8 protein-coding genes and 1 tRNA gene are annotated in these 12,465 nt (G+C 60.6%); 7 read left to right on the top strand and 2 right to left on the bottom strand.

Annotated features, from left to right (window positions below; all coding sequences use genetic code 11):
• The first annotated feature begins 166 nt into the window (after positions 1 to 166).
• The 4 genes from HBO19_RS26205 to HBO19_RS26190 all read left to right on the top strand — a co-directional run bounded on the left by HBO19_RS26205 (position 167) and on the right by HBO19_RS26190 (position 6,562).
• Complete coding sequence (locus HBO19_RS26205) at positions 167 to 667, top strand: sigma-70 family RNA polymerase sigma factor (protein WP_169954829.1); 501 nt, start codon at positions 167 to 169, stop codon at positions 665 to 667.
• Positions 667 to 1,614 (top strand): FecR domain-containing protein, encoded by a 948-nt coding sequence (locus tag HBO19_RS26200; protein WP_169954830.1) that lies wholly within the window; start codon positions 667 to 669, stop codon positions 1,612 to 1,614. Before HBO19_RS26205 ends, HBO19_RS26200 begins: the two co-directional genes overlap by 1 nt.
• Before the next feature lie 126 nt (positions 1,615 to 1,740).
• Positions 1,741 to 4,224 (top strand): TonB-dependent receptor, encoded by a 2,484-nt coding sequence (locus HBO19_RS26195; RefSeq protein WP_262386321.1) that lies wholly within the window; start codon positions 1,741 to 1,743, stop codon positions 4,222 to 4,224.
• Between the two features lie 283 nt (positions 4,225 to 4,507).
• Positions 4,508 to 6,562, top strand: a complete 2,055-nt coding sequence (locus HBO19_RS26190) for a TonB-dependent receptor (protein ID WP_169954831.1) — start codon at positions 4,508 to 4,510, stop codon at positions 6,560 to 6,562.
• A 105-nt stretch (positions 6,563 to 6,667) separates the two neighbouring features.
• Here the strand turns inward: HBO19_RS26190 and HBO19_RS26185 are convergent.
• Positions 6,668 to 6,744 (bottom strand) — tRNA-Met (locus HBO19_RS26185).
• A 460-nt stretch (positions 6,745 to 7,204) separates the two neighbouring features.
• Between HBO19_RS26185 and HBO19_RS26180 the strand changes: the two genes are divergently transcribed.
• Positions 7,205 to 8,422, top strand: coding sequence for an MFS transporter (locus tag HBO19_RS26180; protein WP_169954832.1), 1,218 nt, complete (start codon positions 7,205 to 7,207; stop codon positions 8,420 to 8,422).
• A gap of 37 nt (positions 8,423 to 8,459) precedes the next feature.
• On the opposite strand, the gene HBO19_RS26175 is transcribed toward HBO19_RS26180, so the two are convergent.
• A complete protein-coding gene (locus HBO19_RS26175; protein ID WP_170058595.1) occupies positions 8,460 to 9,011 on the bottom strand; it encodes an RNA polymerase sigma factor in 552 nt (183 codons plus the stop codon).
• Between the two features lie 261 nt (positions 9,012 to 9,272).
• Between HBO19_RS26175 and sctW the strand changes: the two genes are divergently transcribed.
• Together sctW and sctV are read left to right on the top strand one after the other, a co-directional pair.
• Positions 9,273 to 10,364 carry a type III secretion system gatekeeper subunit SctW gene (gene sctW, locus HBO19_RS26170; protein WP_169954834.1) on the top strand — a complete coding sequence of 364 codons (1,092 nt, stop codon included), beginning with the start codon at positions 9,273 to 9,275 and terminating at the stop codon, positions 10,362 to 10,364.
• Positions 10,361 to 12,457: a type III secretion system export apparatus subunit SctV gene (gene sctV, locus HBO19_RS26165; protein WP_170058594.1), complete on the top strand. Its 2,097-nt coding sequence runs from the start codon at positions 10,361 to 10,363 to the stop codon at positions 12,455 to 12,457. Before sctW ends, sctV begins: the two co-directional genes overlap by 4 nt.
• Positions 12,458 to 12,465 lie beyond the last annotated feature (8 nt).

Here is a 12,465-nt window from a genome sequence, read left to right as displayed (position 1 = left end):
CGGTAAATCGCACCTGGCAGATATCTGCGGGGAAGGAGGGCGGACACTAACAGCGGGGATGCAAGAGCGTCAAAAACCGATGGGTAACAGAATCGATCTTGCGCAAATCCCGTGCGGGCAAGACAATGCGATTAATTATCAATTGAATTATTGGTCTTTACCGCCCATGTCCGCTCCCGATCATGCTGCGCTGCACGTGTTGTACAGCGAACACAATGGCTGGCTCAAAGCCTGGCTGCGCGCGCGCATGGGCAATGCCAGCGATGCCGCGGACCTGGCGCAGGACACCTTCGTGCGCCTGTTGACCTCCCGGGACGTGGCACAGATTCGCGAGCCGCGGACCTACCTCAGTGCCATCGCCCGGGCGCTGATGATCGACAAGTTCCGCCGCCGTGCGCTCGAACAGGCTTATCTGGAGGCCCTGGCCCTGCGCCCGGAACCCCTGGAGATTTCCCCGGAAACCCGCCTGCTGATCTTTGAAACCCTGGTGGCGGTGGACACCTTGCTCGACGGCCTGGGCGAACGTACCCGGCAGATTTTCCTCGCGGTACAGCTGGAAGGCTTGAACTATGTGGCGACCGCCGAGCGTTACGGCGTGTCCGTCACCACGGTCAAAAAGCACTTGATCCGCGCCATGACCCGCTGCCTGCTGCTCACGGAAGATTGATGAGCACCGCCCTGGATATCCAGACCCTGGAAGCCGCGGCCACCTGGTACGTGCAACTCAAGGGGACGAACCCTTGCGATGCCGACCGCCAGGCCTGGCGCACCTGGCTGCAGGCAAGTCCCCAGCATGCGCGGGCGTGGGCCCGGGTGGAAAAACTGCACAGCCAATGGGCCGGCCTGCCGGCGGATGTGGCGTTGCCCACGCTCGCTGGTGGGCGCGCCCGGCGCCGGGAGGTGTTGAAGATCCTTGCGGTGTTGCTGGCGGTGGGCGGCAGCGGTTGGCTGGCCACCGAGACCGTGCCTTACCAGGCGCTGATGGCCAATCAACGCACCGCTACCGGCCAGCGTCGCCATCTGCGTCTTTCAGATGGCAGCCAGGTCGACCTGAACACTGACAGCGCCATGGATATTGTCTTCAGCGGGCAACTGCGCGCGATCCATCTGCACCGTGGCGAGATTCTGGTGCAGACCGCCCGCGATGCCCTGGGCCGGCCGTTTGTGGTGCAGACGCCCCAGGGTACGGTGCGCGCCCTGGGCACGCGTTTCACCGTGCGCTGCGGGCCCGGTCACACCGATGTGTGTGTGATCGAACAGGCGGTGGAGTTGCGTCCCCTGGATAACCCCGCGCAGGTCTTGCGCCTCGATGCCGGGCAGCAGTCCGGTTTCAATCGCCAGCAGGTCGGCCCGATGACTGCGGCCCCTGCAGGCGCAGGCGCCTGGAGCCAGGGGATGTTGACGGTACTGGACTGGCGCCTGGCGGATTTCCTCGCCGAGTTGGGGCGCTATCGTGCCGGCGTGCTGCGCTGTGCGCCGGCGATTGCCGACCTGCGCCTGAGCGGGGCGTTTCGCATTGATGACACCGACACCGTCCTTGACAACCTGCGCCAATCCCTCGCGGTCAATGTGCGTTACGTGACGCGTTACTGGGTCACGGTGGAACCTGCCTGAGCGACCTCTGCTTTTTTTTTGCGAATTATTCCCATTGGCGGTTGCTGATTTTCATTTTCGTTCGGCCATGTACCGAAAGCAGCGATTACGACTGTTGCTATGTTCTGCCAACGGAAGGAAACCCCCATGTCACGATTCTCTCTGCGGGCCGCCCGGCCGCTTGCCAAGGCGGTGCACCTGGCATTGGCCCTTGGTGCCTTTTCGGCCCTGAACCTGGCGCCAACCCAGGCCATGGCGCAAAGCCTGCCGGTGGTCTACCAGATCCAGCCGGGCGCCCTGGGCTCGGCGTTAAGCCTGTTTGCCACGGCCGCCAACGTCACTTTGTCGTTCAGCAGCGAGCAGACCCAAGGCATGACCACGCCGGGCCTGAGCGGTACTTATAGTGTCGAGGAAGGCCTGTCGCGCCTGCTCGCCGGCAGCGGCTTGCAGGCCCAGCGCCAGGGCAATGGCACTTACATCCTGGTGCCGGCGGTGCAGGGCGACACCCTGCAATTGGGCGCTACCACCATTTCCGGCCTGGGGACTACCAGCGAGGGTACGGGGTCCTACACCGTGGCGTCGACCCAGACCGCGACCAAGCTCAACCTTTCGCTGCGCGAGACCCCGCAGACCGTCAGCGTGATCACTCGCCAGCGTATCGATGACCAGAACCTGCGCAGCATCGGCCAGGTGCTGGAGCAGACGCCGGGGATCAACGTACAGAGCCCCGGCAGCGACCGCTTGTATGTATTTTCCCGTGGGTTGGCCATCGACAACTATCAGTACGATGGCATGCCGACCACATCCTTCGCGTTCAGTCAGGCATTGCCCCAGGCCTTGTCGGACATGGCCATCTACGACCGGATTGAAGTGCTGCGTGGCGCTTCGGGCCTGATGTCGGGCGCCGGTGATCCGTCCGGCACGGTGAACCTGATCCGCAAGAAACCGACCGATACGTTCAAGGGCTACGTCAGTGCCGGGCTGGGTTCGTGGGACTTGTACCGCAGCGAAGTGGACGTGTCCGGGCCCTTGACCGAAACCGGTAACCTGCGTGGCCGGGCGGTAGCGGCGTATCAGCAGGGCAACAGCTTCACCGACCATTTGCAGCAGGAAAAGACCATTGTGTATGGCGTGGTCGAAGCCGATTTGAGTGAGACCACCCTGCTGACGGCGGGCGTGGAATACCTCGATAACGACCCCAAGGGCTTTTCCACCACCGGCCTGCCGCTGCTGGACAGCAATGGCAAGCGCCTGCACACCTCGCGCTCCGACAACCCGGCCAGCCGTGACAGCAGCAACCGCCAGGAGTCGGTCAACACCTTCGCCTCCATCGAGCAGAAACTGGCCTATGACTGGACCCTGAAAGTCTCCGCCAATGCCATGTATGGCACCCGCGACTACGACTCGATCATCGTCGGCACCACCACAGGCTTCGTGAATGCCCAGACCGGCAATGGCCTGAGCTATACCGCCACCAAGGGCGACAACACCCAGGAACAGAAAGGCCTGGATATCATGTTTTCCGGCCCGTTCCAGCTGATGGGGCGCGAGCATGAGCTGGTATTTGGCTTCAACTTCCAGGACTACGAAAACCGTCGTAACGGCTTCGGCAACCTGCTGGCCGACGGCACCAGCAACAACGGTGTCAGCGGCAAGCCGGTGAATATCTACAGCTGGAACAACTATGCACCGCATGCGTCCTACAACTTCAACCGCGAAGACGACAACATCGACCAGTGGCAGAACGGGGTTTACCTGGCCACGCGCCTAAAACCCAGTGATGAGCTGTCGGTAATCCTCGGGGCACGGGTCAGCAACTATCGGTATGACGCCTCGCTGCATTACAACGTGGCGAACATGGTGCGCTTCAACACCGACGACAGCGTGCGGGTCAATGGTGAGGTCACGCCATATGCGGGCGTGGTCTATGACCTCACGCCCAACCACTCGCTGTACGCCAGCTACACGAGCATTTTCAAACCCCAGCCCTACCGTGACAGGAGCGGCAGGCTGCTGGACCCGCGTGAGGGCAACAACTACGAAATCGGCCTCAAGAGCGACTACTACGGTGGGCGCTTGAACACCTCTGTTGCCTTGTTCGAGGTCGACCTGGAGAACGACGCCGTGGCCGACGGCATGGTCGCCGGCAGTGACACCCTGACCGCCTATGCGGCGAAAAAAACCAAGACCCGGGGGGTGGATATGGAAGTCAGCGGCGAGCTGCTGCCCGACTGGAACCTTGCCGCCAGCTACAGCCACAGTGTGGTCAAGGATGAGCAGCGCGAACGCGTCAAAAGCAGCATCCCCGCCGACCTGGTCAAGGTCTGGACCACCTACCGCCTGCCCGGCGAACTGGAGCGCCTGACCCTTGGCGGCGGGGTGAACTGGCAAAGCGCGATCAACCTGACGGTGGACTCCTGGCGCTTCAGCCAGCCGGCCAAGGTCAAGCAGGGCGACTACGCCACTGTCAACCTGATGGCCCGCTATCAACTGACGCCACAATGGTCCGCGACTGCCACGCTCAACAACCTGCTGGACAAGAAGTACATCAGCTCCCTGGATGGCAACTTCTACAGCGGTTCCTACGGGGAGCCGCGAAACTTCATGCTGAGCACCAAATACGCTTTCTGATGGCATTGCCGCCCCGCAACGGTCCTGATTCAGGCCATTGCGGGGCGGCGAGCAGGGCATTAATTCGAATTTTTAGTAAATACTTTAACGTTGCAAAATATCCTCTGATTGACGATTTAATCGGATTTTCGCTGTATTTAGCAGAAAATAAATCTATTTGAAATGTATGGAATTGTGTCGGTATTGTCATAAATGCTTTTCTAAATGATAAAGATTTGCATTACACTCCGCGACCTTTAGTGCTCCGTCTTGGTGCATATCGGCTCAACAAGGACTGTTTGCAATGAATAATCCCCCCTACCTGTTCAGCTCTCTTTTCCTGGCCGTCGGCATGCTGATCGCCGCCCCGGCGTTGCAAGCAGAAGAGATTGGTGAGGTCGATAAACACGCCGTCACCGAACTCGACACCTCGTTCGTCACCGCCACCGGCGGCGCCACGGACCTGCGCGATGCACCCGCGAGCGTCAGCGTGATTACCCGCGAAGAAATCGAGCGCCAGCCGGTGTATGACCTCAACACTCTGCTGCGGCGTGTGCCCGGCGTTACCGGTGGCTTCGGCCCGGTGGGCGAGCAATCGAAAATCAAACTGCGTGGCCTGGACGACAAGTACACCTTGATCCTGGTGGACGGCAAACGCCTCGGCGGTTCCGGGGATTTGAGCTATCGCCGCGACCTGGCGCGCCAGGACCTGAACTGGATCACCCCGAACATGATTGAGCGCATCGAGATCGTGCGCGGCCCCATGTCTTCGCTGTACGGCTCGGATGCCATGGGCGGGGTGATCAACATCATCACCCGCAAGGTATCGAGCACCTGGAGTGGTTCGGCCAACGTCAACACCACGATTCCCGAAGACTCCGACCGGGGCCAGACCACCCAGACCAGCCTCAACCTGTCCGGGCCATTGACTGAGTCGGTGGGCCTGCGCCTGGGCGCCAACCTGACCCGGCGGGCCGCCGATGAGGTCACGGCGCGTCTGGATAAGGATGGCGAGTTCATGTACGGCGACGGCGCTGGCGGCGCCAAGGACCACAGCGTCAACGCCTTGCTCGACTGGAAGATCAACGATGAGCAGAGCCTGTCGTTCGAGGCCGTGCATGGTGTGGAGCGGTCCTGGTCGAGTAAAAAGACCTTTGGTGACTGGGGCGAAACCATTGGTGGCAGCTTTGGTCCTGGCCGTTTGATTCGTGACAGCTACTCCGTTTCCCACAGCGGGGACTGGAGTTTCGGCACCTCGAAGGTCGACCTGTACCTGAACAAATTCAAGAACGATATCGACTGGGGCAAATCCAGCGCCGAAGAAAAAATCGCCGAAGGCAGCCTGAACATTCCGTTTGAATTGCTCCTCAGCCAGCGCATGACCGTGGGCGGGCAGTGGAAGCGTGAAGAGCTGACCAACAGCGACACCCTGGGCACGGTGCCCGTGGACTATCAGGGCGCTGCGGTTTCCGGCTCGTCGCTCAAGGGGGACTACTCGGCCGCGTTTATCGAAGATGAATTGTACCTGCTCGACAACCTGGCCCTGACCCTGGGCAACCGTTTCGACCACAGTCAAGACTACGGCAACCACAACAGCCCACGGGCGTACCTGGTCTACCATCCGCACCCGGACTGGACCGTGCGCGGTGGTGTGTCCAAGGGCTTCCGTGCGCCAAGCCTGAAAGAGGGCAGCGCCGGTGCCGCCACCGAGTCCGGCGGTCGCGGTTGCGGCTCGTTGAAACCCCTGGGTTATGTGAGCGGCAGTTGCTGGATGGCCGGTAACCCGAACCTGTCGCCAGAGACCAGCGTCAACAAGGAAATGGGTGTGTCCTTCGACCGTGATGGTTGGGAAGCCAGCCTGACGTACTTCCATACCGACTTCGAAGACAAGATCGAATATGCGCCACTGGGCCAATTCCAGGGTCGCTGGTGGACCATGCTGGAAAACGTCGAAAAAGCGCGCACCCGCGGCTGGGAAGGCTCGGTTCGCGTGCCGCTGACCGACTCCCTGGACTGGCGCACCAACGCCACCTACATGCTGGAAAGCAAAAACCTGTCCACCGGCGAAGACCTGATCAGCGCGCCCAAGTTGTCTGCTTTCAGTGCAATCAACTGGCAGGCCACCGACAAGCTCAACACCGAACTGTCGGCGCAGCATGTGGGTAAACAGCGCGGAGTGGGCAATGACTTCGTCAAGTCCTACACCACCTACGACCTGACGGCGAACCTGGCCGTGACCAAGTGGCTGACGCTCAATGGCGGCGTGCAGAACCTGCTGGACGAAGATGCGCGGGATGGTTCGACGACGTTCTATGTGCCGGGCCGGGCGTTTTTTGCCGGGGCTACGACTTACTTCTAAGGTGTAGACATGGCCCGTGAGCTATAGCTGCTCGCGGGCTTGCTCTCCAGGATTTCTGCGGGCATAAAAAAACGGCCTACCTTTCGGTAAGCCGTTTTTAGTACTTGGTGGCTACACAGGGACTTGAACCCCGGACCCCAGCATTATGAATGCTATGCTCTAACCAACTGAGCTATGTAGCCAAGTGGCGCGCATTATTCGCGGAGAACGGGAATGCGTCAAGCGCTTTTTTTGAAAATTTATCTACGCTATCAACTGTTTAAGCAAAAACATCGGGTGAGGCGACCAATGGCTGGGGATTTGTGCGGTTCCTCAGGTCGCGAAAATCAAAGTGTGGGAGCGGGCCTGCTCGCGATGACGGTGGGCCAGCCAATACAGAAGTTGACTGACCCACCGCCATCGCGGGCAAGCCCGCTCCCACCTTTGATGTGGGGTGTTCTTACCAGGTACAAGGCCGAAGGATTCTCTAGGAAATGTCCCTCAAATTAGACGGATCCATCTTGTTGGCCCTTTACAACCCATGAGCGCTGCATCGATTCACCTACTCGTTAGCCTGCTAACGGGATAGCCTTCCTGCCCCGAAAAATGGCACATTGTCGCACCTGCACCTGTGCATCCATCTGCTGTACGGAAACGTTCCTCATGGCTCTTACCAATTCCCAGCCTTCAGTGGCTACGACGCCGGCCGCGGCGCAATCCAGCCCGTTGGTCATGCGTATCATCGGCGCCGTGGCGCTGGCGCACTTGATCAATGACTTGATCCAGGCGGTGTTGCCGTCGATCTACCCGATGCTCAAGCAAAGTTATGGCCTGACGTTTACCCAGGTCGGCCTGATTACCCTGACGTTCCAGCTCACGGCCTCGCTGCTCCAGCCGTGGGTGGGGTATTACACCGACCGCCATCCCAAGCCGTTCCTGCTGCCCTGCGGGATGATCTGTACGCTGGTGGGGATTTTGATGATGTCCCAGGTCGGCAGTTTCCCGCTGATCCTACTGGCGGCGGCGTTGATCGGCATTGGTTCCTCGACCTTTCACCCGGAGGCGTCCCGCGTGGCGCGCCTGGCCTCGGGTGGGCGCTATGGCCTGGCGCAGTCGACCTTCCAGGTTGGCGGTAACGCAGGTTCGGCGTTTGGCCCGTTGCTGGCGGCGGCGATCATCATTCCGTATGGCCAGGGCAATGTGGCGTGGTTCGGCTTGTTCGCGGTATTCGCCCTGGGTGTGCTGTATGCGATCAGCCGCTGGTACCGCAACCATTTGAACCTGTTCAAGCTCAAGCAGGGCCAGGCCGCTACCCACGGCCTGTCGAAAAACCGCGTGCTCGGTGCGTTGGTGGTGCTGGGGCTGTTGGTGTTTTCCAAGTACTTCTACATGGCCAGCTTCACCAGTTACTTCACCTTTTACCTGATCGAGAAGTTCGACCTGTCGGTGGCCAGCTCGCAGTTGCATCTGTTCCTGTTCCTGGGGGCGGTGGCGGCGGGCACGTTCTTTGGCGGGCCGATTGGCGACAAGATCGGCCGCAAGGCGGTGATCTGGTTCTCGATCCTGGGTGTGGCGCCTTTTACCCTGCTGTTGCCCCATGTCGACCTGTTCTGGACCAGCGTGCTCAGTGTGGTGATCGGCTTTATCCTGGCTTCGGCGTTCTCGGCGATTGTGGTTTACGCGCAGGAATTGGTACCGGGCAATGTGGGAATGATCGCCGGGGTGTTCTTCGGCCTGATGTTCGGGTTTGGCGGGATTGGTGCGGCGTTGCTGGGCTACCTGGCAGACATCCACGGCATCGAGTACGTGTACACGCTGTGCTCGTTCCTGCCGCTGCTCGGGGTGCTGGCGATTCTGTTGCCACGTTCGAAAAAGGCTTGAAGCCGGGGGAGGGCCCTATCCATGGGCATTCCCTCTCCTATTGGAATGGATGAGATTTTGTCGCACGTTTGAGCTGTTCCCGTGCCCGGGACAGGCGGGAACGGACGGTACCAATCGGGATCGCCAGGGCATCGGCGGTGTCCTGGTAGCTACCGTCGGTTTCCAGTGAGGCATACAAGGTGTTGCGCATTTCCAGGGGCAGGTTCTGGATTGCGCTGAGGGTGTTTTCCAGCCGGCGGTTGATCTCGAATTGGCGCGCCAGGTCCTGCTCTTCGTTATGTCCATGGGACAGCGACTCATCGAACTCGCAATGCACCGGCTTGGCATAGAGGCGGCGGAAGTGATTGCGGATCAGATTCAGCGCGATCCCGCACATCCACGTGCTTAATGATGCCTGCGCGCTGAAGTGATGGCGGTTACGCCAGGCCTCCAGGTACGTCAGTTGCAGGATGTCGTCCGCATCCTCCGGGTTCAATACGCGTTTATGAATGAACCGGCGCAGGCGTTTGTGGTGGTCGTCGGACAGATCTTGGATGGATTGGCCAGGGGCACGGGGAAGATTAACTAAAACACTGATAGGGATATCCATGATTTTTCCTCAGGGTATAAGCAGTCGAAATGGCTTCGACGAGAACCCTGTTAGCACCGCTTGTGCCAATCGGAAATTGTCTGTATCTAATTGATATATATAGCGAAATATCTTGTTTTAGGTGTTTTTCATGCAAGAGCTTGCGCAAGCCGCCGTGGGTTTGTGCGGGTATTTTCATTGCTGATGCAAAGCGGATGAGGATGGAACCGTATGGGCTGTCCCAGCCACACAAGGATACGAATCTCTTGTGCTGGCACTCCCATGAAAGTCGATCCCAATCTTGAAGTGCAAACCCCCGCGCCCCTGAATCAACCGGCCCCGGCACGGATTGAGGGTGGGCTGCCGGTTCCGATAAACGCTCCGGTTGCTGACGATCTGAGTGTGCTGTTTACCCAGGAGGTCGAATTCAATGGCCGGGCGCTGGGCCAGCGCCAACTGGGCCTGCGGGCCCCAGCGGCCGAGCAGTTGACGCAGCTCTATGATCAACTGGGGCACCCGGCGCAGACGACAATGGCGACCGTTGCCCGTAACGTCAGGGTGCAACTGCTGGTCGGCGCCAAGGTCGGCAAGTTGATGGATATCACGGGCAACGACCCGGCGCGCGCGTATGTGGTGCTCAAGCACGTGGCGCTGCAGGCGGACGCCGAGGGGCGTACCGCCGAGGCGAGCCTGGCGCGCAGTTCGCTGGTTGACCTTGAGGCCCACTACAAACCACAGATCCAGGCGGGCCTGAACACCGCACTGGCATTGCAGGCCGGCAGTGATGACCCGCAGCTGCGCCAGGCGGTGCGCAGCCTGTATTACACCAGCGTGGTCACGACCCAATCGCTGGCGACCATTATGCAGTCGCTGCTGGGGCTGTTCGGGGGCGGGGACTTTGAGTCCGGGCTCAAGCTGATCCGCCGCGCCCTGGCCGACGATATTGCCGCGCAGACCTCTTCGGTAGACCGGGGCCAGTTGCGCACCCTGTTGCTGGGCTTGAATGACTGCAGCCGCCTGAGTGGTGTGCTCGCCCGCTGCAAGGATCTGATCGGCAAGTTCCTTCTGTTGTACCCCGAACTTCCCCTGGACGCGGTGGGCCTGTTGCAGCGCTTGCTGGGGTATGCGGCCAGCGGTCTTGCGCCCCACGAAATCAAGCACCTGGCCCGGGACCTGGGGGGCGATCAGTGGGCTCACCAATTACAGTCGCTGAGCACCTTTTTCCCGGAGCTCAAGGCCTTGCCGCTGGCTTGGTGGTGTGATGCAAGACGGCGCGAGGAGGCACTGAACAGCTACAAGCAGGTCCTGCTGGAGTACGCCACCCAGGAGCGAGGCACGCGGCATACCCACACGTGGCCGGAATTGAAGGCATGAGTGCTTTGCGGGCCATCAACGGCGTGCTGTTGAAGGTTGCACAACGCGCCGAGGTGCTGGGCGCGGTGGTGGTCATGGCCATTGTGTTTATCTTTATCGTGCCGCTGCCCACCTGGCTGGTGGATATCCTGATCGCCCTCAATATCTGTATTTCTTGCCTGTTGATCGTGCTGGCGCTGTACCTGCCGGGGCCGCTGGCGTTTTCATCGTTCCCGTCGATCCTGCTGCTGACCACGATGTTTCGCCTGGCGCTGTCGATTGCTACCACGCGCCTGATCCTGCTGGAGCAGGACGCCGGCGACATTGTCGAGGCGTTCGGCAACTTTGTGGTGGGCGGCAACCTCGCGGTGGGCCTGGTGATCTTCATGATCCTGACCCTGGTTAACTTCCTGGTGATCACCAAGGGTTCGGAGCGGGTTGCGGAAGTGGCGGCGCGTTTCAGCCTGGACGCGATGCCCGGCAAGCAAATGTCCATCGACAGCGACCTGCGCGCCGGCCTGATCGACGGCAACCAGGCCCGGGACAAACGTGAGCAACTGTCACGCGAAAGCCAGTTGTTCGGGGCCATGGACGGGGCCATGAAGTTCGTCAAGGGTGACGCCATCGCGGGGCTGATCATTGTCGTGATCAACTTGCTGGGCGGTTTCGCCACCGGCATGTTCCAGCATGGCATGAGTGCCGGCGAATCCATGGCTTTGTACTCGGTACTGACCATCGGTGACGGCCTGATCGCGCAGATTCCGGCCCTGCTGATCTCGCTGACCGCCGGCATGATCATCACCCGTGTAGCGCCTTCCGGGCGCAATAAAGGCAGCAACAACATGGGCGCCGAGATTGCCCGGCAAATGACCAGCGAGCCCAAGAGTTGGATGATTGCCTCGGTGGGCATGCTCGCCTTCGCCACGCTGCCGGGGATGCCCACGGTGGTGTTCATCCTGATTTCGTTGATGACCGGCAGCCTCGGCTATTTCCTGATGCGCCGCCGCCAGCGTGAGGAACAGTCGCAGGAACCGGCCACCGATACTGTCCCCCCAGAGCAGAACGGGGTGGAGGATCTGCGCGGCTTTGACCCGTCGCGGCCGTACCTGTTGCAGTTTCCGCTGGCCTTGCAGGAGAGCCCGCTGGTATCGGATGTGATCCACGGGGTGCGCCAGAGCCGCAATAGCCTGGTGACCCAGATTGGCTTGACCCTACCGCCGTTTGAAGTCGAGTTCGCCCCGGCATTGGCCGACGATGAGTTTCGTTTCTGCGTGCATGAAGTGCCGATATTGAAGGCCACGCTGGGACATTGGGTGGGTGTGGAAATGGCGGCATTTGCGGGCGAGCCCGCAAGTGGCAGCAGGGGCCTGGCGGAGCGCGACGAACAGGATTGGATGTGGTTTGCCCCCGATGACCCGCTGCTGGCGGACGAGCATCTGGCGCGCTCGACGGCCTACAGCCTGCTCCAGGAGCGCATGACGCGGGCGATGCTGCTCAGCGGCCCGCAGTTCCTCGGCATCCAGGAGAGCAAGGCGATTCTCAGTTGGCTGGAGTTCAACCAGCCGGAATTGGTGCAGGAGCTACAGCGGATCATGCCGTTGTCGCGTTTTTCGTCGGTGTTGCAGCGCCTGGCCGGCGAGGGCGTACCGTTACGGGCGGTGCGCCTGATTGTCGAGGCGTTGATCGAGCACGGCCAGCATGAACGTGAGCCGGATGCCCTGGCCGACTATGCGCGTATTGCCCTCAAGTCGCAGATCCTGCACCAGTACAGCGAAACCGATGGCCTGCATGCCTGGCTGTTGTCACCGCACACCGAAAACGTGTTGCGCGACGCCCTGCGCCAGACCCAGACCGGGGTGTTCTTTTCTTTGGATAACGAAAGCAGTGCGGCGCTGGTCAGCTTGCTCAAGCAGGCCTTCTCCGTGCGCCCCAAGAGCAAAAGCGTGCTGCTGGTTGCGCAGGATCTGCGCAGCCCCTTGCGCACCTTGTTGCTGGAGGAGTTCAACCATGTGCCGGTGCTGTCGTTTGCTGAGTTGAGTGCATCGTCCAAGGTCAAGGTGCTGGGGCGTTTTGATCTGGCCCAGGAGAATCTGTTTCGAGAGGAAGTGGCATGAGGCCTGGC

The organism is Pseudomonas sp. WS 5021 (genome assembly GCF_012985535.1).
Lineage (GTDB): Bacteria > Pseudomonadota > Gammaproteobacteria > Pseudomonadales > Pseudomonadaceae > Aquipseudomonas.
Note: the sequence above shows the minus strand (reverse complement) of the source record. Positions and strands in the feature narration are given on the sequence as shown.

Excerpts from the sequence above, each read along its gene's own strand:
- HBO19_RS26205 (WP_169954829.1), top strand. The coding sequence starts at position 167 with ATGTCCGCTCCCGATCATGCTGCGCTGCACGTGTTGTACAGCGAACAC.
- HBO19_RS26200 (WP_169954830.1), top strand. The coding sequence starts at position 667 with ATGAGCACCGCCCTGGATATCCAGACCCTGGAAGCCGCGGCCACCTGG.
- HBO19_RS26195 (WP_262386321.1), top strand. The coding sequence starts at position 1,741 with ATGTCACGATTCTCTCTGCGGGCCGCCCGGCCGCTTGCCAAGGCGGTG.
- HBO19_RS26190 (WP_169954831.1), top strand. The coding sequence starts at position 4,508 with ATGAATAATCCCCCCTACCTGTTCAGCTCTCTTTTCCTGGCCGTCGGC.
- HBO19_RS26180 (WP_169954832.1), top strand. The coding sequence starts at position 7,205 with ATGGCTCTTACCAATTCCCAGCCTTCAGTGGCTACGACGCCGGCCGCG.
- HBO19_RS26175 (WP_170058595.1), bottom strand. The coding sequence starts at position 9,011 with ATGGATATCCCTATCAGTGTTTTAGTTAATCTTCCCCGTGCCCCTGGC.
- sctW (WP_169954834.1), top strand. The coding sequence starts at position 9,273 with ATGAAAGTCGATCCCAATCTTGAAGTGCAAACCCCCGCGCCCCTGAAT.
- sctV (WP_170058594.1), top strand. The coding sequence starts at position 10,361 with ATGAGTGCTTTGCGGGCCATCAACGGCGTGCTGTTGAAGGTTGCACAA.